Origin of the sequence: Pseudomonas sp. Irchel 3A7 (assembly GCF_900187565.1) — a bacterium.
Classification (GTDB): Bacteria; Pseudomonadota; Gammaproteobacteria; order Pseudomonadales; family Pseudomonadaceae; genus Aquipseudomonas.
The window spans coordinates 1-20,798 of record NZ_FYED01000024.1; the positions used below are offsets into that span (position 1 = coordinate 1).

General features: G+C 53.2%; 17 protein-coding genes and 2 pseudogenes. 8 read left to right on the forward strand and 11 right to left on the reverse strand.

Annotated elements, in window-relative coordinates; translation table 11 throughout:
* Positions 1-440 precede the first annotated feature (440 nt).
* Complete coding sequence (locus tag CKW21_RS29885) at positions 441-968, forward strand: Bro-N domain-containing protein (RefSeq protein WP_095197402.1); 528 nt, start codon at positions 441-443, stop codon at positions 966-968.
* Between the two features lie 10 nt (positions 969-978).
* Here CKW21_RS29885 and CKW21_RS29890 read toward each other — a convergent pair whose 3' ends face one another.
* Positions 979-1,242 (reverse strand): HigA family addiction module antitoxin, encoded by a 264-nt coding sequence (locus CKW21_RS29890; RefSeq protein WP_095197403.1) that lies wholly within the window; start codon positions 1,240-1,242, stop codon positions 979-981.
* A 378-nt stretch (positions 1,243-1,620) separates the two neighbouring features.
* On the opposite strand from CKW21_RS29890, the gene CKW21_RS29895 reads away from it, so the two are divergent.
* The 5 genes and pseudogenes from CKW21_RS29895 (at position 1,621) to CKW21_RS29915 (ending at position 6,692) form a co-directional block, all read left to right on the forward strand.
* Positions 1,621-3,039 (forward strand): AAA family ATPase, encoded by a 1,419-nt coding sequence (locus CKW21_RS29895; RefSeq protein WP_095197404.1) that lies wholly within the window; start codon positions 1,621-1,623, stop codon positions 3,037-3,039.
* Entirely contained in the window at positions 3,036-3,848 is an 813-nt protein-coding gene (locus tag CKW21_RS29900) for a retron system putative HNH endonuclease (RefSeq protein ID WP_170948767.1), read from the forward strand. Before CKW21_RS29895 ends, CKW21_RS29900 begins: the two co-directional genes overlap by 4 nt.
* 211 nt (positions 3,849-4,059) lie before the next feature.
* Positions 4,060-4,905: pseudogene (locus CKW21_RS29905) on the forward strand (YifB family Mg chelatase-like AAA ATPase); the annotation flags it as partial.
* A gap of 322 nt (positions 4,906-5,227) precedes the next feature.
* Entirely contained in the window at positions 5,228-5,680 is a 453-nt protein-coding gene (locus tag CKW21_RS29910) for an antitoxin Xre/MbcA/ParS toxin-binding domain-containing protein (RefSeq protein ID WP_095197406.1), read from the forward strand.
* 793 nt (positions 5,681-6,473) lie between these two features.
* The gene (locus CKW21_RS29915) at positions 6,474-6,692 is read left to right on the forward strand and encodes a hypothetical protein (RefSeq protein WP_095197407.1); all 219 of its coding nucleotides are present in this window, start codon (positions 6,474-6,476) and stop codon (positions 6,690-6,692) included.
* 52 nt (positions 6,693-6,744) lie between these two features.
* Here CKW21_RS29915 and CKW21_RS29920 read toward each other — a convergent pair.
* The 8 genes and pseudogenes from CKW21_RS29920 to CKW21_RS29950 form a co-directional block, all read right to left on the reverse strand.
* A pseudogene (locus tag CKW21_RS29920) lies at positions 6,745-7,039 on the reverse strand (transposase); the annotation flags it as partial.
* A 54-nt stretch (positions 7,040-7,093) separates the two neighbouring features.
* Positions 7,094-8,299, reverse strand: a complete 1,206-nt coding sequence (locus CKW21_RS29925) for an MFS transporter (protein WP_095197408.1) — start codon at positions 8,297-8,299, stop codon at positions 7,094-7,096.
* 50 nt (positions 8,300-8,349) lie between these two features.
* Positions 8,350-9,699: an acetyl-CoA carboxylase biotin carboxylase subunit family protein gene (locus tag CKW21_RS29930; RefSeq protein ID WP_095197409.1), complete on the reverse strand. Its 1,350-nt coding sequence runs from the start codon at positions 9,697-9,699 to the stop codon at positions 8,350-8,352.
* 26 nt (positions 9,700-9,725) lie between these two features.
* Positions 9,726-11,303, reverse strand: coding sequence for a carbamoyltransferase C-terminal domain-containing protein (locus CKW21_RS29935; RefSeq protein ID WP_095197410.1), 1,578 nt, complete (start codon positions 11,301-11,303; stop codon positions 9,726-9,728).
* 159 nt (positions 11,304-11,462) lie between these two features.
* On the reverse strand, positions 11,463-12,560 hold the full coding sequence (locus tag CKW21_RS29940; RefSeq protein ID WP_095197411.1) for a G-D-S-L family lipolytic protein: 1,098 nt from the start codon (positions 12,558-12,560) through the stop codon (positions 11,463-11,465).
* 16 nt (positions 12,561-12,576) lie between these two features.
* Complete coding sequence (locus tag CKW21_RS31595; protein WP_170948768.1) at positions 12,577-12,750, reverse strand: hypothetical protein; 174 nt, start codon at positions 12,748-12,750, stop codon at positions 12,577-12,579.
* A gap of 28 nt (positions 12,751-12,778) precedes the next feature.
* Complete coding sequence (locus CKW21_RS29945) at positions 12,779-14,617, reverse strand: carbamoyltransferase (RefSeq protein ID WP_095197412.1); 1,839 nt, start codon at positions 14,615-14,617, stop codon at positions 12,779-12,781.
* Positions 14,614-16,776, reverse strand: coding sequence for an iron-containing redox enzyme family protein (locus tag CKW21_RS29950; protein WP_095197413.1), 2,163 nt, complete (start codon positions 16,774-16,776; stop codon positions 14,614-14,616). The genes CKW21_RS29945 and CKW21_RS29950 overlap by 4 nt, the downstream gene beginning before the upstream one ends.
* 207 nt (positions 16,777-16,983) lie before the next feature.
* Here CKW21_RS29950 and CKW21_RS29955 point away from each other — a divergent pair, with 207 nt between their 5' ends.
* Positions 16,984-17,760 (forward strand): alpha/beta fold hydrolase, encoded by a 777-nt coding sequence (locus CKW21_RS29955; RefSeq protein WP_095197414.1) that lies wholly within the window; start codon positions 16,984-16,986, stop codon positions 17,758-17,760.
* Positions 17,761-17,855: 95 nt separating this feature from the next.
* On the opposite strand, the gene CKW21_RS29960 is transcribed toward CKW21_RS29955, so the two are convergent.
* Positions 17,856-18,566, reverse strand: a complete 711-nt coding sequence (locus CKW21_RS29960; protein WP_095197415.1) for a LuxR family transcriptional regulator — start codon at positions 18,564-18,566, stop codon at positions 17,856-17,858.
* Positions 18,567-19,316: 750 nt separating this feature from the next.
* Between CKW21_RS29960 and CKW21_RS29965 the strand changes: the two genes are divergently transcribed.
* A complete protein-coding gene (locus tag CKW21_RS29965; protein WP_095197416.1) occupies positions 19,317-19,769 on the forward strand; it encodes an antitoxin Xre/MbcA/ParS toxin-binding domain-containing protein in 453 nt (150 codons plus the stop codon).
* 211 nt (positions 19,770-19,980) lie between these two features.
* Here CKW21_RS29965 and CKW21_RS31410 read toward each other — a convergent pair whose 3' ends face one another.
* On the reverse strand, positions 19,981-20,505 hold the full coding sequence (locus tag CKW21_RS31410) for an HNH endonuclease (RefSeq protein ID WP_141233051.1): 525 nt from the start codon (positions 20,503-20,505) through the stop codon (positions 19,981-19,983).
* Between the last annotated feature and the right edge of the window lie 293 nt (positions 20,506-20,798).

Genomic DNA, 20,798 nt, shown 5'->3' on the forward strand with positions numbered 1-20,798 from the left:
CTGGAGCACGATCTACATCACAGGCAAAAAGCCTAAGGAGCTGCACGGCTTCCAAGTCCCTCCCTCGATGATCAGTCGAGAACTATCGCTCCTGATGGAGCGATAGTCGAGATACAAGGAGCTGCCGCAGGCTGCGATCTTTCGATCCCAAGCCCCGCAAAAATCCCGGCAACGTCCTACAAAGTTCTCATCCGCCGTCCGATTGCGTCGCAATGCTCCGGTTCCTAAGCTCACCCTCAGCTGAATGTTCAGCACTGGGTTTGGCGACCTGGAAGCTTAAGGAGCATGACGACCATCGACGCAAGTCATGGCGGTTGTGCGTGGGAGACCTCCGGGTCTGCCGGGTTCCTTTTGCTCCGGTTCGCCAACCCGCGTACAACTGCCACCCAATTGTTTGGCGACAATTGCCGGCAGCCCTTTAAGCAAAAGGAGCTGTATCAATGAATCGAGATGATGCTTACCTGATTCCGTCTGTCTTCACCCGCCACAAACTCCACCTCCACGCCCTACTCATCCAAAACCAGCCCTGGTTCAGCGCCCGCGACCTGGGCCGCCTACTACGCCTCCACCTCAACGACCGCCAACTCCGAAAACTCGATCCCGACCAATACCAAACCGCCAAAACCCTCATCCACGGCCACATTGAAAACACCCTGCTGATCAGCGAATCCGGCGTCTACGCCCTCCTCGTCTACCACTACTGCCCCGAATACCGAGCCCTGCGCGAATGGCTCACCCACGAAGTCGTCCCCGCCCTGCGAGACACCCAATACCCCGTCAAAACCGAACGCCCACAACTGAGCCTGCTCAATTGGCCGCAAATGTCGTTGAGTTTGTTGCACTGGAATAATCAGCCGTGGATTCGATTGCAGGACGTACCGCACGTATTGCCTGATCGAGAGGAACCAAGACGTGCGATCAATACGCCTTGGTGGAAGCGAGCTTCGCGGATGCTGCAATCACTTTGAGCACAGACGCTTAACCACGCTCGATCTGAGCTGACCGCAAATCATAGGTCGATTGCAGATTCAGCCAGAACTCGGACGTGGTGTTCAAGTGGATGGATAACTTCTTCGCCAGACCTGCACTGATACCGGCCTGCTGACTCACAACATCACCTATTTCTGCCTCTGGCTCGTTCAGCGAGCGAGCCAAAGCCTCGATGGTCATACCCAACGGCTTCAAAAACTCCTCACTGAGAATTTCACCTGGGTGAATCCGGCGCATCCCATTCCGTTTCATTTGCGCCTCCTAAGGTAGCATCGTGTCGTGATCTTAAGTGGCAACCTCAATCAGACAAGACCATCGGCACGCTTTCACCGGCGTCCTTCACCCATTTAGGCACAGTCCTACAAAAAGCGGACCTTCGCAGCTGATTGTGTTAGCCGTTCAGCACTCTTAAGCTTCAAAAAATAAGTGAACCCTAAAGCGAACCACGGCCCTATCACCGGAGATTTTGTTAAAGTGAACAGAGACAAGGGAGACCATTCGCTAGCTGCAACCATCTCCTAAGACATACCAATGATGCTAAATCTAATGACTGACACCCTGAGACGAATCAGCAATTTTAATTGTGAGTTCGACTTTTAGTGAAAGCCTCAATAGGAAAGGTTACCTGACATGCGTTTGAGCAAGGTCACCCTGAATAACTTTCGTTGCTTCGAGAATTTGGAGCTGACTCTTCATCCACGATTGACTGTTATTGTCGGTAAAAACGGTGGCGGTAAAACCGCTATTTTGGATGGGATTTCTGTTGGGCTTTCGCCAGTTCTTCGATATTTGTCTTCTCCTAACCAGCGATTGTCTGGGGTCGGTATCAAAGACACCGATTTTCGAATCGAATCATGGGGGACTCGTGGTACACAAGAGCGATGGGGAGCTAGTGATTTTTCACAGGTTATTGTAGAAACCACCACACCATTAAAATGGGACATCTGGAGAGGTAAGGCTCCATCAAAGAAAATAGGGGAGTCTGATCTATCGCGGGATTTGGCACGTATTAATGAAAGCTTAAAATCAAAGCAGCCCGATCTACTACCGATTTTTGCCTATTACGGCGCTCAACGAGGCTATATCGAAATTCCGCAACGGTTGCGTGCTGGCAATCAAAATTATAGTCACCCTACGTCAGCTTTATTCGATGCCCTGCATGCACGAAGCGATTTTCGGGAAATGCTTAAGTGGTTTGATATCGAAGAGTCAGTCGAGTTACGCAGCAATAAAGGCTGCCGCCCAGAAGAATACGAAGAAAGCGTAGCACTGAGTGCGGTTAGACTAGCCATAAATCAAGTTTTAGGCGGCGACTACAGTAATCCTAGGTTTAGTAAGGAACACAAATTTGTCGTCGATGCTGGGAATGGGCCAAGCCCACTTCAGGTCAGTCAGCTTAGTCAGGGTTACCAAAGCATGCTGGCACTGGCTATGGACTTTGCTCGACGCCTCGCAATAGGCAATAGCCATTTGCACCAATTATTAGATTATCCTACCGAGGATGCAGTTACCGCCTTCTTCGACGAAGTACGAGAGCTCAATCCGACATGGTTTGAAGCCTCGGCAAGTGATATACCTTCATTTGGAACACCTGTTTTACTTGCACCCGGAGTCATGTTGATTGATGAAGTTGACCTTCATCTACACCCCGCTTGGCAGCAAAGGGTATTAGAGGACTTGCTTCGTACGTTCCCAAAAACACAATTCATTGTTACCACCCATAGCCCCCAGGTACTAACCACGGTTCCATCCGAATGCATACGTATTCTTCGAGATAACAAAATTTTCTCGGCCCCGCCAGGAACTGAAGGAGCGGAACCTGAACGTATGCTGAAGCAAGTTTTAGGGTTGGAAGACGTACGCCCGTCTTCTAATAGTGCAACGAAAGAGCTCAGAGAGTACCTAGCACTGGTAGATTTAGATGATTGGAATAGCCCTCGCGCTTTGGAGCTAAGACAGATTTTGGATGACCGCTATCAGGGCAACGAACCTGAGCTCTTAGAGGCTGACTTGCATATAGAAAACCGAAAATGGGAGCAGGAGGATTGAAGGACGTACCTCGGAAACCTGAGCCTGTAGAGCTTACTACCTACCGTAATGCTGCGCCGGAAAGTAGCTGGGAGCAAATGCGGGACAACGCACTCTTTGACGGTCCTGCCGCCTACACAGCTTGTCGGACGCAGTTGATCAGTGACCAAGGAGGGCTCTGCGCATTCTGCGAAATTAGCATCCATGAAAATGATCCGCTGAAATGTAGGGTTGAACATTTCCACCCCAAAGCGGATATCTCTCCTGAGCATAATTGGGCGCTAGATTGGAACAATCTCTTGGCTGTTTGCTCTGGCGGCTCTTGGAAACATGCCCATGCGCCTTACGCACTTGAACCTTTGAGTGAAAATTTGAGCTGCGATGCGCATAAGGATCGAATGATCCAAGCTGGTCGACTACCGCTTCAATGTGAAGGCTGGATTATTAACCCACTTCATCTGCCACAGCTATCTCTCCTGTTTCGCTTAGAAAGAAGTACCGGAAAGCTTTTCCCGAATGAAGATGCGTGTACAAACTTTGGGGCTTGGCCTGATAATCAGCATCAAGATGTAACAGAACTTGTTCAACACACAATCGAAATGCTGAACCTCAACTGCGAACGGCTAGCTACGGCACGGTTGATCATCAGCAGAGAAATTGAGCGAAACAAGAAAAGGCAGCGTGATGCTGGATTTAATGCCCAGCAAGGGTTAAAAAATTTAGCGGAACGTTATTTCCGCCAACGCTGGCCAGGTTTTTTTACAACGATTCGTCTTTGCTTGGGCACGACTGCTGATCAGCACCTTACTGATCACGGATACGGCGGTTAGATTTTTAAGCAAAAGGTCGGCGTATGCGCCTAAATCGTATGCTCCTTAAGAAACCGTCTGAACGGCGGTTTTTTGCCCTCTGTTGACCCCTTATTACCCCGTAACATCCTGCGAAAGTTCCCCTTCTCTGTCACCCCGCAAAAATACCCCACCACAACTACCCTTTAAAAAACCCGCAGGAAGCGGCCCCCGTACAATTCAAGGAACGACCATGTCCCTCTCCATCGTCCACAGCCGCGCCCAGATTGGTGTGGATGCCCCCGCTGTTACCGTTGAAGTCCACCTCGCCAATGGCTTGCCGTCGCTGACCATGGTCGGCCTGCCCGAAGCGGCGGTGAAGGAGAGCAAGGATCGGGTGCGCAGTGCGATTATCAATTCGGGGCTGCAATTTCCTGCACGACGCATCACCTTGAATCTGGCGCCGGCGGATTTGCCCAAGGACGGCGGGCGGTTCGATCTGGCCATTGCCTTGGGGATTCTGTCAGCCAGTGTGCAGGTGCCGACGTTGACGCTGGATGACGTGGAGTGCTTGGGAGAATTGGCACTGTCAGGGGCAGTGCGGGCGGTTCGAGGGGTGTTGCCGGCGGCGCTGGCGGCGCGCAAGGCCGGGCGTTGGCTGATGGTGCCGCGGGCGAACGCCGAGGAAGCGTGCCTGGCCTCGGGGCTGAAAGTGATTGCGGTGGATCATTTGCTGGAGGCCGTGGCGCATTTCAATGGGCATACACCGATTGAGCCTTATGTTTCCAATGGTTTGCTCTACGCCAGCAAACCTTATCCCGACTTGAATGAAGTACAGGGACAACTCGCGGCCAAGCGAGCGCTGCTGATTGCTGCCGCAGGCGCTCACAACCTGCTGTTCAGCGGGCCACCGGGGACGGGGAAAACACTATTGGCGAGTCGCCTGCCGGGGCTGTTGCCACCGCTGGCCGAAAGTGAGGCCTTGGAGGTGGCAGCCATTCAATCGGTCGTCAGTTGCTTGCCGTTGAGTCATTGGCCGCAGCGCCCGTTTCGTCAGCCGCACCACTCGGCGTCCGGGCCGGCGCTGGTGGGCGGAGGCTGTGACATTTCATAATAGATGCAACTATTCCGAAATAAATGCAACTGACGTCGTTGATATGAGCGCGACTGGCTACCTTGCAACCCTAGGCAAATCAAGGGTTCCCAGCTGGGCTTTTTGCAAGCCTATTAAAGTGCATCGCTTAGAGAGGTTCGCCCTGGCCACGCCTGACATTCTGTGGAAGACGCTCACTTGGTGACTCGCCTGTGCATGGTGGCGGCAAGAAGTGTCTATCCCTGCAACCAAACCCAACGTCCGACTTCCCTTTAGGAATAATTGGAAGGATGCTGTGTTCAACTCAATATGATCGAGGAATGGGGCGATGCTTGCCGAGGTCATGCGTGAAGATACTTACTGCGCTTACCGAATTCGGCTGGAGCTGCTTCTTGGCATCTCACGGGACAAATCAAATCAGGAAATACATGATCTGATTGAGGCCGGTTTCATGCCCGAGAGGGTTACATCTCTCATAGGGTTTTACCTACAGATCGTTTCAGATCCGGATCAGACCCGTGCGCTGAAGAAGATGCTGAGAGACAGGCCACGTCCTACTCGACCAATGAGTGCGTACGAAAACGACAAGCTATTCAGGCTAGGGCATATCGCCGCCTTGGCCCACGTGGTTTTCGGCGATGACACCAAGGCTATGCGATGGCTTTCAAAGCCCAAGGAACGGCTTGCGGGATGGAAACCATACGAACTGCTTTGCACCACACCCGGCACTAATGAGGTCGAACGGATGCTGATCCAAGTGTCTGAGCCATTCGCGTTCTAATCGCAAGGATTTTGCATGACAGGCTCGCAGTTAAGAAGCGGCAGGAGTCCTCTTCGGTTTTGGTTTTCCTTAGATAGGTCGACACAGCGAGCTTGAATCAGTTGGCCTCGAGCTCATCGATTTGCACTCGTGAACAAATACCTTCTAAGTCCCCGTATCCGTCTTTGAAGCAGGCTTTCAGCATTGACTCCGCATCTTCTAAAATGGGTCGACCATGCCTCACGAAGGCATCTGGCGGCTAGCTGAGACATATCTAGGTGAAGATCAAACATTCTCTATTGATTTCACCCGAGGTGCTTGGGAGCACATGAGCGTCACCGGTAGACTCAGCATCAGCTTTTCAGGGAAGAATATAAGTTACGTAGGTCAGGTAGCGAGGAGGTGCTCAGTGACCTGCTCGATTTCCCGCTTCCAGATGGGAAAAACCTACTGATTCTAATTTCTCTACCGTTGCTATGGAAGCAAGTCTGACATGGCCAGGATTCTGGCAGCCTATTCTTGGTCTGAGGTGCTCGATAAGCTTTATGCCCTTTGAACCATGAGCCCAAAACACGACCTCTGCTGATCGGACGATTACTATGCTGGGAGGTGACCGGCATCTTAGGGTCGATCACTGCCGGGGATGTTTGCTAAAGGTGCTGGTCGAATCTGGTGCATGCGACTAGCTAGGCAGATTGCAATTAAGTTGTCCATACAGTGCAATCAGCCAAGTTTCACCGGATCTGGATAATTGGCTCCAGTAGCGGCGAGTTCAGCTAAGCTTGCAGCACCAGCAACAAAAGAACGATACCCAATGCCACATAATTCTGAAGCCAACATTGCCACAGCGGACGCATTAACACTGCTATTGCATAACCAGCACGCCATCAGTGCGGCCATTGAAGAGGTGACAAAGTGGCTCTCTGAAAATGGAGTTGGGAATGTCGCGGCTAACGCAGTTTCTGCATTAGAAACGCTGGATACGAATGCTCAACGCATCTCGGATGCCATAATGCAACTACGGCAGTTATAGGCATTATCTACTCCCGAACCTTTTCGAGCGATTCCCGCCCCATATCTGCCCGTCGCGACAGACTCGCGTCCGCCTTGATGATGCTAGCGCCTACCGCAAAGCCTTCACCCTTGACGAGGCCCGCATCCATGCAGCGACGCAACACTTCATTAAACAGCCCGCAAAAAGATCACGGTCCCGGAACCGCCGTGCCGTTTTTTGGAAAATGTCGAGTGATTAGGTACCTCATCCTCAAGGCTCAACCGGCAGAACCAGCGATAAGCCAAGTTCAAATGAGTCTCTTCGCACAGCCGCCGCAAAGAGCGAATACCGTAGCAATAGCACACGATCAGCATGCAAATCATCAGTGAAATTTCTCACTCAATTCTGCCGGATGGATTGCAGTATTATCGCCTCTGTTTTTACTCACTATACTGGATGACGGTAGCAGGTCTGGACGAAAACGAGTTGCCAATCATGTATAGTAAGTAGCCCGCGGACAAGATGCAGGCTGTGGACAAAAGGCCTAAATACTGGGTTACTAAACCTCCTAGCAAGGTTACAGTTATAATTCCGAAATATGACGCCGCGTATTGATACGTGGCGACGTGCGCCATATCTTCGGATGAACAAGCGCTCACCACGTTTGCTTCATAATTGAAAAACAGAACTTCCCACATAAACATATAAGCGAAGTAAGCGATAAAGCTGCTGGCCAGACCAGTCCCTGTGCTGGCAGCGCATAGTGCACCCAAACTTAAAACACTAACCATGCGAACAGCTTTGGCACCCAATGTGCGTCCGGTTTTATTGTAAAAATAAAACGCCAGAGCAGCAGCCAACGCAGCGAAGCTGCTGATTATCTGCAGATATCCTACATATTCGTCAGTCAGCCCCAACTGGTGAGCGGGAAGGGCGACGCGAGAGATATTAAAAAAACCTTGAAATATGCTTACGAAGACGATGGAGCCCATTAGATATTGTTTTAGTATGGGATTGCTTTTCAGCAGCCTCGCGAGGCTATCACTCTTAAGCAACTTCGGAGCATTGGGCCCCTCCGTTTTCTCGATAGTTTTGCTCCGTGGCAACAGTAGTGATACTAACCCTGCCAATACGAACAGGGTGGCCACCGTGCTAAGGATAATCATCGGGGTCGTCTCGCCCCTGAAATAAACCAGTAATACCCCCGCCAGCCCACCAGCTATGAATTGGGCAGTAAGCGTCATCGGCACCGCGAACTTCACATCTTCACCAGAGAAAAAGCGCTTGATGGCGACAACGCGACTAACCCGTTGCAAGGCATCGAAAAAGCCGATTACCAGTGCGCCACCCAGGGCAATCATTGGCACGCTTGGCAACAGCGTGTAAATCGCTAATGAGCTGAATAGGCACCCCACGTTAGCCAACGCAAAAATAGGACGGGGCGAACCAGAGGCTGCGACTTTTTTTATCGCGGCGTACAAGAGTACCGGGACCAGCATTGGTGCTATTAATACCGCGTCAGCTAACAGAACATTGCCTGTCGCTGTATAAAGGTAATACGAAAGGTAAACGTAACTGACGGTGCAACCGGCAATGGAGGCAAGGTTGATCACCCACAGTTTAAAGCTCAACTGTCTCGCGTTCATGAATTGATCCGATAGGGGAAAAAGTGGGCAGCCGCAGCTGCCCCATAAGCTCAGGCTGGTTCCGGCAGATGCTGTTCGAGCTCATCAAGCAGCTTGTAAGCCGAGGTTTTGAGGGTGGCAGCATTGGTGCTCACCAAGAAGGCTTGGCCCGCATAGTTGAGTACGCCACCGGAGAGATCGTAAGGGGGGAACGGCGAGCCTGGCGAGATAGATTGCGCTAGTTGAACACTGACGGTGGTGTCCTCGCCGGTAAGGGTTTCCCAGTCCACCTGATCGGGCACAAACATCCGAGCCGATGACCACTGTACCCCTCGGCTGTCACAACCGATCAGAGCAATAGAAGCCGCCGCGCCTCGTGGTGGGGTGGCCTCGAACGCCGGTATCTGGCAATCATTCCCAAGGATAATATCTAGAAACAGCCCGACGTAATCCACTGCGAAGACCTCGTCCAACTCCTTCGCAATGGCTACTCCGCCCATCCGTGCAGCGGTCTCCAGAAACGCAATTTCACCGTTGGCCATCAGTTTGAGCTCGGTGTGCGTGGCGCAATTCTCTAAGCCCAACGAATCAATGGCCTGACGCACCCACTCTACAATCCGACCCTTCTTTTCTGGCGGGAGCGCACAGGGAGCGACGTTTCCTAGCTCTGTGAAGGGTTCGATAGTGCGCAATCTACCTGTCATCGCGATGGGGTAATACTCGCCATCACGGACGAGTCCTTCGACACTGAGATAGTCGCCGTACCCATCCTCGTCGTACCAGGAGTCGGTAGTGGAGTTAATGATCTCTTCAGCGATAAGCTGTGGAAAACCTTCGCTCTCGCTGAATTCATGATCGCCTTGCAGTCGTGTCGTCTCGGTCAGCTCAAGCATCCTTGCCACTGCAGCTTCAGTTTGGTCGTGATTTCGGATGACTTGTTGGGCGATAGAACCGGCACCATAGGCGAGCTTGATAATAAAAGGCAGTCGTAGCTGACGGGTAGCCGGCAAGTCCGCAAGGGACAGTACCGGACAAAACAGAGGCTGCGGCAGGCCTGCCGCCTCCCAGCGCTGGCGCATCAGGATTTTATTGCGGGCCTGAAGCACATTCGGTCCAACCCCGCGCAGCCCAAGATTTTCGGCCATCTCGGACACCGCTTTGAGCAGAAATTCAGCGAAGGAAAACAGCGCGTCGGGTCGGATTTTCTCGGCGTACTTTTGCACTTCGGACATCGCCGCGTCGGCGCTGAGGCTGCTGTAGTCTGAAACGCTGTCGCTATAGCGATCAATGATGGCGCGGTTGAATGCTGAAACTGGACTGACGATGCAGGTATGCACCGAGGCGCGTTCTGTCATCTTCGGGTAGAAGTAGTCTAATGGCGGACCACCAATCGAATAGACGTAAATAATTTGTTTTTTCATCATGCTTCCTGGCTTAGTCGACCGATTTATACCTTGGATTTGAACGTGCAAAAGGTGTCGTTGTAGACGAAACCATCAAGCCCATTGCTCCGACTGTAGTGATAGAGATCACTAGTGCGGTTGATGAACCCCGTGCCGTTGAAATTCAATGAGGTGTTGCAAAGTACGCCGGCTCCGAAGCGATCGCGGAAGGCACTCAGCAAGGCATGAATGCTGGGGTTTTGCTCACGATTAACGGTTTGAACGCGCGCGGTGCCGTCGACATGGGTAATGGCCCTGAGGTCACGATTGATGACGTTCTGGAAATACAGCATGTGCGGCGATGGCTCCTGCCAGTCGAAGTGGCGGTGCACTTCTTCTTCGAGGCAGATGGGAGCGACCGGACGAAAGCCTTCGCGCTTTTTGATGGCGTTGAGGCGGTCACGGGTTTCGGTGGAGAAAGGCTCGGCCAGGATTGAGCGATTGCCCAGAGCACGCGGGCCAATTTCGCAACGTCCCTGAGCCCAGCCAACAATACCTCCGTTGCCCAGAAACTCCGCGAGTTTAGCGACGTCCAGCGGCTCGCTGTGTACGTCGTGCATGTCGGGCTTGTCGTCGACGAACGCTGGGCCGCAATAAACGTCCCAACTCACTTTGGCTTTCCCCGTCAGCCGCCGCATCGCATCCACCGCAGTGCCAATGGCCGACCCGGTGTCGTTGGTGCACGGCGGCACAAACACGTCATCGAACAGACCACAATCTTTCCACATGGTGTTCCAGTCGCAGTTCAAGCCACAACCGCCCACCACCAGTAGCGGATGCTTGCCCTTTGTAAGGTGCTTGCGTGCGTACTGGTGGAAACGTTCGAACAAGGCATCGGAGAAGCGCTTGGCCATACGCGTGAAGTCTGGGTGTTCAAGGCCAATGTTGTAATAAGGCGAATTCTTGAGGTCGTCCTTCGCGAGGCTGAGTAAGATGCTGTCGCGATCGAGCAAAAAGTCCGTCAGCTCTTGTTCCTGAGGGGTCATCTCGCCGGATTCGCCATAGGAGCACAGCGCCATCAGCTTGCCTGGGTCTTCGAAGCGCAACTTGCCTTTGGGCAGCGTAAACGTCGGGTCGGCCAGGGCGTAGAGAAAGCCGTACTTGTTTCCCGGCGTTTTCATCACAGAGCCCAGATGGTGGACTTGGAGCTGTTCATCGATGAAATAAAAGTCGCCAAGCGCGCCCTCCCACACTAGCGCATAGACAGGCTGGCCCTGATGATAAGGAGAGAGACCGTAGGCGCACCAGAGGTGTGAGCTTTCGTGGCTGGAACTGAAATACTGAACTTCCTTGCCAAACAGGTTGCGGGTTTCGCTAATTGCCTGGTCGTCGGTGATGCCGTAGTAACCAGCGCCAACCGCTGCTCCTTCATCTAAAGAATTCTTGCCCCAACCGCTGATGGCGATTACATCGGGGACTTGGTCCATCAGACCCGCCGTTTCGACAAACTGATTTGGGTTGAACGCTTCATAGCGCGGAAAACTATCCTTTTCCGCCTCAAATGACCATAGCAACCGTTGCTGCTCGGTGTCGATGAGGGCCACGGCACCATCGTGGCCGGGTTTCATGGAATAAATCTTCATTGGGTCTTCCTTGGCAGTAAAGTTGAGATCAACGCAGCGGGTAGATTGAGTTGGGCTTCTTCTTCTTGCGTTTAAACAATCTTGCGACGACATGCTTCAGCTTGCCGAAAAAGCCTTTCGGCTCGGATTTCTCTGTGATCGATTTCATGGGCGGATCACTCAGTAGAGGTTTTGGTGGATGAGCCGGGCTGCTTCGTCGTATCCCGCGTCATTGAAATGCACGCGATCAACGAAAACGGTGTGCGACAGCAGTGGTGACTGTCGATACATCTGATTCATGTCGTGGAAAGTAATCCCTAGGCGTTTGCACTCGGCCTCGATGGCTGAGGCGAAAGGCGCATGGTTTTCCGGGCCGAGTATCTGGCTGAACAGGCGCCAGAAATTGTTCGGGCAACTGTCGATGGCATTGAATACAGCTTCTTCATCGGCGGTGAGAAAATCCCGAGTCCAGTAGGCCATGGGCTGCAGAACGAAGGTCAACCGGGCGTTAAACGGCGCCAGCAGCTGTTGCCATTGCTTGAGGGCATTGCTTACCACCCATGCGGCGCGCTGGACACGCTGGGCGGTGTCGGTGGTGCTGTCGTCGATCACTTTGTCGGCCGGGTTTTCATCGTTGAAGCGATCGTCGATGTACTGCTTCATTCGGCTCAACAGGCTATTGCGCTTGTCCAGCTCAGAGGCATAGGTGTTGGTGCGACGTTTGAGGTCGTCGTTGTACTTGCCCATGTAGTGGTCGTACTCATACGAGTAGTAGTAGCGGCCATGTTCAGTGGCAAGTTCGTCGGGCAGGCCTTCGAGCGTGAGAGTATTCATGCCGCTGAACACCACCACGTTATTGATTTTCCCAAATCGGTGCTGATGCATAAGAAACATCACGACTTCCTGCACCGCGTTGTAACCACGCCCTCCGAAGTTAAGCCAAGGCTCGTCGCTGTGTGCGGCCAGGCGCGAGGCGACGGTCCAGGCATCGGAGGTGGCCCCCGTGCCGAGGGTGGTAGAGCCACCCACGAGGATATTTACCGGAGTCCGGGCCGGCAGCCGCGCAACGCTGACTTGGGTATCGCGATATTGGCTCAAGCGAAAACCCAGCTCATCGGTGTTAATCACCGTAGACTGGTAGTTGGCCTGATGAAAAAACATTGTGTAAGGCAGCCAGCGCACACCCAAGTACATGAATTCATCGTACTCGCGGATCTGCGGTGTCAGTCGGTAGACTTCCTGCACCGCGGCTTCATGGGAAAAAGTTTGCGTTTGCATAACGTACCTGCACGACTCAAAGAGTTTGACGTTTGGCCGCTGAGGCCAACTTGAAATAGCTGTGTGGGGTCTTTTTACGTTTCAGCTGTAAAGGGTCTACCACCAGCGACAGAACGAAGCCGACGGGCAGCAGGACAACAAATAGCAGCGCCAGTACAGGCACGAGCAGGTATCTAATAACAGTCAACATGTTCAAGGGGTCCAATCAGGTGGAGGAGTCAGTCCAGCTCGAATTCGGTGCGCCAGTCGACATCGTGGTTCAGCGTTGGCTGACGATCTTTTTCCATCACGAAAGGACCGATGACTAAGTCATCCATGTGCGTGCGCATGAAGCACAGGTAGGCGTTGAGAGGCGTTTCGACGATGGGTTCGCCACGCACGTTGAACGATGTGTTAATCAGTACCGGACAGCCCGTCAGGGTATGGAAGCGCTTGAGCAATGCGTGGAATGCGCTGTTCGATTTTTCGCTGACGGTCTGTACGCGCGCCGAGTAATCGACATGGGTCACCGCCGGGATCCGCGAGCGGACCACTTTGAGCTTGTCTATACCTTGCATCGTCTTGTCCACAACGGGGGTAAGACTGATGGCTGAGCTGACAGGAACCACAAACAGCATGTACGGACTGGTGTCGTTCAGGTTGAACCAGGTGGCAGCGTGTTCTTCCAACACCGCTGGAGCAAAGGGGCGGAACGATTCGCGGTTCTTGATCTTCAGGTTCATCACGCTTTGCATGTCGGGATTACGTGGATCGCCCAGGATCGAACGCGATCCCAGCGAGCGTGGCCCGAACTCCATTTTGCCTTGGAACCAACCGATGACCCGTCCGTCCGCCAATTTTTGCGCGACGATCTCGCTGCGCTCGTCATCGCTGACCTTGCGGTAGACGGCTCCGCATGCATCAAGGGCCGCCTCGATCTCATCGTCGCTGTAACAGCTTCCGAGCAGCGAGCCGTCCATGCGGTCGGCTTTTTGAGGTGGACGCATGGCCTGACGGCGGTCGTACCAACCTGAGTAGGCAGCCCCCAGCGCGCCACCACTGTCGCCCGCGGCCGGCTGCACCCAGATCGAATTGAATATGCCGGCTTCCAGGAGCTTGCCGTTGGCCACGCAATTAAGCGCGACGCCGCCGGCCATGCACAGGTGTCGGGCGCCCGTTTGGGCCTTGAGGGTGCGCGCCAGTTTGATGATCACGCCCTCCAGCACTTGCTGCACCGAGGCGGCGAGGTCAAACTCACGCTGAGTCAACAGACTTTCAGGCTCACGGCGCGGGCCATCAAACAAGCTGGCGAACTTATCGCTGACCATGCAATCGCCGACGGCATAATCGAAATAGGACATGTCTAGCCAGAAACTGCCGTCGTCTTTGACGTCAATCAGGTGGTCGAGAATCGTCTGCGCGTAAATTGGGTCGCCATAGGGTGCCAAGCCCATTAGCTTGTACTCGCCGGAGTCCACCTTAAAGCCGCAGAAGTAAGTAAACGCGGAATAGAGCAAACCCAGGGAGTGCGGAAAACGAATGTCCCACAACGGGTTTAATTGCTTGCCGTCTCCCAGCCATGCAGAGGTGGTAGCCCATTCGCCTACACCATCTATACACAGCACCGCTGCCTGGTCGAAGGGGCTGGCATAAAACGCCGAAGCGGCATGGGACTGATGGTGATCGACATAGCTAATCGAGGGGCAGGCGCCATCAGCGCTGCGGCAGCCAGCCAGTTCGCGTTTCAAAGTGCGTTTGACATGCACTTTTTCCGTCAGCCAGGCCGGCATTTCGCTGAGAAAGGAACCCATACCTTTTACGCCGAAGTTGAGGTAGGTCGAGCCGATGCGCCCAAGTTTCTTGTAAGGGTTTTCATAGTAGTAAATGTGATCGACCTGGGACAAAGTAATGCCGGCCTCTGCCAGGCAGAAGTCGATGGCGTTTCGCGGGAAGCGGGAATCCTGTTTTTTACGACTGAATCGCTCTTCCTGAGCGGCTGCCACAATATGTCCATCGCCTAGTAGCGCCGCGGCGCTGTCGTGGTAATAGGCGGAGATGCCAAGTACATAGCAAGTCACTTAAGTGTCCTCGATTCAGCGATATTGAGAGGGTAAGCGTTGTTGCGCGCCCACCAGCTTTTCAGGTTTTTCTGCGGTGGCCGCAGGGCGCGATAGCCGACCCAGATGCGTTGCCAAAGCGTCTCGGCGCTGCCCGACACTTGTGCGTAGTCATCCATGAAACATTCGATCGCCTGCAGTGCCATTGCTGAATGGCCGGTGGCAACGTTGTCGATAGTGTTATGCAGATCTACGAAGTGGGTTGGAAATCCGTAGTGCCGCAGTTCATCTCGTGCCTGTCGGTACGCACCGCCCACGCCGGACATTTCCATGGCCAGATTCAAGCCGAGCGTCTCGGGCAGAAAGCTGCGAGGAAACAAAGACAAGCACAGCCAGAACACTGGAACCTCGAAGTCCTCATCAGCGAAGCCGTCCCATTCGACGAAGGCCGGCTGATCGAACTCGGGCAGTTCGATGTCCATCGCCCGCATTAGCTGTCTGTATATATTGGCGTGATTCTGGTGCTGCTCGCCGTTGCCGATTTCGTCCGAGTAAGTCTGGTAGAACAATGCGCCAATAGGGCTGTCGAGCAGGCCCGGGCTGCACCACTGTTGAAGCCACGCGCCGTCGATAAAAATCATTGGGCACAACGACACGGCTTCTTCTATCACCTGCTGACGGCTTTTTTCGATGTCGCTTTGCTTGCGGTAGGTGTCGACCTGCCCCATCGCCTTCGCGTCGTACCAATCCCTTAAACGCTCGATCTCATACCGTGACGACGGCAGCGCGCCATCGCTAGCACTGGCATTGGCAAGGGTCTGCGCCAGCCAGCGGTTGGCGAAGGCTTTCGCCGAGGCCCTGACCTGCGGAAAGCGTTCGACATTGATCAACTGGTGGTAAAGCGTTCGCACACCGGGAAGACGGGATGAGGCCAACGGCAATAGAGGGGCGTTTTCTTGCCAAGTCGAGGAGACCGGGGTTGCCGGCTCTGCCCCGCCTGGCACTTGCGCTGATTGCGGTTCGAGGTCAGTGATCCAGCGCCGAATGACGTGAAGGTCGGTATCGTTGAAGATTCGGAACATCGGACCTTTGAAGCTGATCAATTCATTGACCAAACGACTGCGCGCTGGTTGGCCGGGAACGACCCAGACTGAGCGGGCAAGCGCGTCGACAAAGCGAGCAGGGTCGCTGCTCATCAATTCATCGAAGGGCATACGGTCCAGCTTCATCCGCCCATGGTAACCACAGGCATAGCGCGCTTTGTCCTTGACCAACTGAATCATCTGCTGGCGCGCACCGAGCTGTCCGTCGTCGATCCATGTGAACAGTTCGTCGAGCCAGCGCTGCATGATTGCCATGCTTAGACTGAAGCCCTCGTCTATACCCTGGCAGGCATTCAACATATCGCTAGCCGGCATATTGTCCAGGTGCAGCTTGATCGCTTGAGCGATCACCAGATCAAGGCGTTTGGCAGTCACGCGTTCTATTTGATCGAGGTAAGAATTGAGACCGGCCAGGCCTTTCAGCGCATGCAAAATCGGAGGTACCGGGCAAAGCGTTTCGAACAGCGCTGCGCCAAGGATTTTCGCCATGTTGCGTTCAGGTCGGCCAGCCAGGCTCAGCCGTAGTTGAATCAGCGTCCAGGCTTCTGGTAAAAGACGTGGGTCGCGGCTGGCACGGGACGAGGAAATTGCAGGCAGCTGCAAGCCCTGGTGTTCGAGAAAGCGGCGATACAAACGATTGGGGTTCTCTTCCAAACGGGCCGCACCCAACTGGGCGCTGTGCACATGGTGCAAAGCGCAAGACAGCGCTAAATGCGACCTGCTGGCACTAGATGATGCATGTAACAGGCTACCGTGGGCGAGGCCTTGAGGTGCGTATTGATGGGCGATGAACGACTCCGCGCCTTCAAGCCTCATGGGCTGGGCCAAGTGCTTCACAGCATCGGTACCTTGAGCGAGCATAGTTCTGGCGAGAGCATCACACTCCAGATCAACCAGCAACCCAGAGTCGGGCATCAACCACGCGGCCTTCTTGCTGAAGCGCTGCGTGATCGACTCAAAACTTTTGTCAGCAAGATTGCCTGGATCGGCTTGGAACTCCGCATTCAACAGCCCGTGGACCGGCTGCAGCAGATGGCTGGCAAGGGGGCACATTCCCCTGTCATTCTGAACTTCCATGTCCCTTTCCTATAAAAGTAAAACTGGCGGCAGGCGCCACACTCTCCATCTGGTGCAACCCATGTCGACATCACGAGATGACGGCTGGGCGCTGAATCTAGTTAGTTAGTCTGGAGGGTACAACCTCCCAAAAATGGGAGGTGGCACCGGGGGTGAGTAGCATGCTAATTAGTATGACTAATGTTATTTTTGCTTATGGAGACGCACATGAGTGCCGCAGAAAAAGCTCCCGTTATATTCATTAATGGTTTGATTGGCACGTTGAAAAACCAGCTCATCGAAGGTGCGCTGGAGGGTAGGCCGTGCGCGGCGCCCGACTTGTTAGGCTATGGCAGTCTGGCGAGCGAGACCACGGAAACCATTGATATCATGGCGCAAGTCATACACCTTGAAGAGTGGATTGAGCAGCACTTCGCGCAGCGTAAAGTTCACTTGGTAGGGCACTCGGTTGGCGGTGTAGTGGCTTACGTTTTTGCACTGCGCTATCCGCAGCGGGTGTTAAGCGTGATCAGCGTTGAAGGCAACTTCAGCCTCAAAGATGCTTTTTGGTCGTCTTCAGTCGCAAGTCTGCCTCGCTACGAGGTGGAAGAGATGCTTGCAGGCTACGTCGCCCACCCCGACACTTGGCTGGCACGTTCCGAATTGAAAGCCGAATCAGAGCTAGTCAGTCGTGCCGTGCAGTGGCTCAAGCATCAGCCGGCCACTACGCTTCAAGCCATGGCTCGCTCGGTAGTGGCGGTAACTGGCAGCTCCGACTACCCAAATCAATTGCAGGCCTTATTTGGTAGACTGCCTGTGCGTCTGCTGGCAGGTGAGAAGTCACTTGCAGGTTGGGATATCCCTGACTGGGCACGCAGTATGGCCGAAGGCGTGGTGGTGATGCCTGGCCGCGGTCATTTGATGATGCTGGAAGACCCGATCGGGTTCGGCAAGCAGGTGGCTAAAGTCCTAGCGCAAATTGAAGAGCAAAACACTGCCACTTAGTCCTCACGCCTGCCGGAACAGAGGATTCGACGGCACTAGGTCTCGATGGCGGAACCATGTCGACGAAGGCCGTTCAGGCATACTTCACACGAAGCCTAAATAAGCCGCATTGATAAGGCGTGCACAACAGCAGCACGCCGACTAGTTACTCCAAACTTTCGACGGATGTTCTTAAAGTGAAATTCTACGTTGTCTTCTGTACAACCGCAGATATTCGAAATTTCCCAACTGGTCTTCCCATTAGCACTCCAATGAAGCATTTCCTTCTCCCGCTTCGTCAGATTTATCTGAGAAACATTAGCCGCTGGAATTGCCAATGATAAGGCTGCTTGAAGAACCTCGTCGCGCAGTAGACTTAGTTGCCCTAACCGCTCTCTAATTAGTGCTATCGCTTGTGTCTCGGGTAAAAGGGTGTTCAGGCTGAAAATGCCCTTCTGACCGGCAGGACCGTGGAGGGCAAAAGTCACACCATATTCTAACCCATATTCCTGAGCTAGCTGCCACAATTTGATCTGATCTGGCGAGCTATATAATCGCTTGCTCCATATAACTGAAGTGACATTACGAGTGGAGTGGGACACAAGGGGGTCAACAAGTGAATAGCCTAACTCATCATAAATCTTGCGCCAGCTTTCTGGATAGTTGCTAACTACTAGCTCATTATTTATATCTGCTGTATTGCAGACACTCAAGCGTAATTGGAAGCGGTCAAATCCATGCCGGTTCACTTCCAATTCAAGCTTTTCAAATAGGGTGCGAGTGAAACTTTCAGAAAGAGAGCAACTCGGAAAGACTGGCGCTAACATAGCTTACACCTTATTCCGTGTGGCGCCAACGCACCGGCGGCGCACCTCGGACAAGAGTGAAATAATGGGAAATCAAGCGCACCAAGGCCTTGCGGCCGTCCATCCATAGCAAACATCTATAAGCTTCCATTGAATACGTCTATTTGTTTTTATACATAACGCCCGAGCTACGTTACTCGCCTCATTAACAAATTTCAACTGCCTGTAATGCCTGCTACTTTGGAAGCCAATCTCGCCACTTCTCCCGCCCCATATCCTGAAGCCTCACCTGAACAAATGGCGGTTTTGGATAGTTCTTGTATGCCCATCACCAACGCGGTAGTGCACAAAAAAACCGAGCTGTAGGTGTACTCCCATCCGTTGATCCTGAACGAAATCATCACCGGCTGATGAATGATTCCAGGACGTCATTAGGAAACTCCGTTCGAGATAAAGACGAGTGCCCCAATCTGGACAGCGCAATTGTGACATTTCGCAATAAATACATCTATTTTGAAATAAATGCAACTTACGCCACTGATATGGGCGTGACTGACTACCTCTCAACCCTAGGCAAATCAGGGGTTTCCCAGCTGAGCTGTTTGAGAACCAATTAAATGCGCCGCTTATAGAGGCTCGCCTTGGCCGCCACGCCTATTAAGGACTTCTAACAAGAAGGGTTGCCCTGCAACCAAACCTAACGCCCGACTTCCCAAGAAGAAGAATTGGAAGAATGCTGTATTCAACTCAATGTGATCGAGGAGTGGAGCGATGCTTGCCGAGGTCATGCGTGAAGATACTTACTGTGCTTACCGAATTCGGCTGGAGCTGCTTCTTGGCATCTCTCGGTACAAATCAGATCAAGAAATACATGCTTTGATTGAGGCCGGGTTCATGCCTGAGAGGATCACATCTCTTGTAGGGCTTTACCTACAGATCGTTTCAGAGCCTGATCAGACCAATGCGCTGAAGAAGATGCTGAGAAACAGGCCATCTTCTATTCGACCAATGAGCGCTTACCAAAGCGACATGCTATTTAGGCTAGGGCATATCGCCGCCTTGGCCCAGGTAGTTTTCGGGGATGACACCAAGGCCATGCGATGGCTTTCAAAGCCCAAGGAACGGCTTGCGGGATGGAAACCATACGAACTGCTTTCCACCACACCTGGTACCAACGAGGTCGAGCGGATGCTGATCCAAGTGTCTGAGCCATTCGCGTTCTGATCGCAAGGACTTAACGAATGAAAGGCAGCGTAAGGAATCGAGTCCGATCCTTACTGGCCAAACGCACTCCCAGCTTGCTCAAGAAGACGAAGCTCGAGTCCAATCAACCCGGGCCTCGTGAGCAATATTATCCCGAATCGAAATTATGACGCCGGTGCCACTTTGACGTAGACCGCCGACTTAACCTGCCGACCGCCGCATCGATTTGCACCTACTCAAGCAAACGCAAAATACTGTGATCCAGAGCAGAACAGAACGAATCCAGCCGCGTCAGGCGCAAGCCTTCTGCTTTAGACTCGAAGTTACGAATTTGCTCCACCGCTGGCGCCAAGTCGGGGTTATTTTTGACCAGCGTTTCCTTGGCAGCAATGCGGTGAAGTAAGGACCTGCAAAGATGCATACCCTGGACAGTCACACCGGTGAATAACACCACGCTGCTGAAATTGGTTTCTAACCGGGCGTAGCGGACATGGTCATCGTATCGATGAAATCGTGGATGAAATGCCTCTGTGAAATCCCTGGCTCTCGGGTAACGGCGGCGCGACAACGATACCGTGCCCCACACGTTATCGGTCTTGATACTGTTGCAATCGGTGCAGGCTACCGCCAAATTCCAGAACTCTACTGAGAACTGCGGATAGTGCCGACGCGGTAAGACGTGCTCAATCGGCTTCGCATAAGCAGTGCCGACTAGCCACCGACGGCAGTAACAACACCGTCCTCCCTGCAGTTCCAAAAGCCGGCGCCTAAAAGCAGCCTTGATAGCTGCCCCATTGATAGTTCCGCGCGGTGAGACATCACATATCGCATCTAGAGCAGGCCAAACGTCTGCATATGGGCGAGAGCGCGATCGAGACCAAAGCTGGCCAAGCAACACTTGGGTGCGCGGCACATGTTTTTTGGTAAGCGTTCGGCAATGTCATCTAGTCAGCTACGTAGACTTTGAGAGGGTGTCCGACTATGCGGACACCATCTCTAGCTAACTAGGTGTCTGGGCTTATCGATATTTCGGGTGCGTGGCTGACTGGA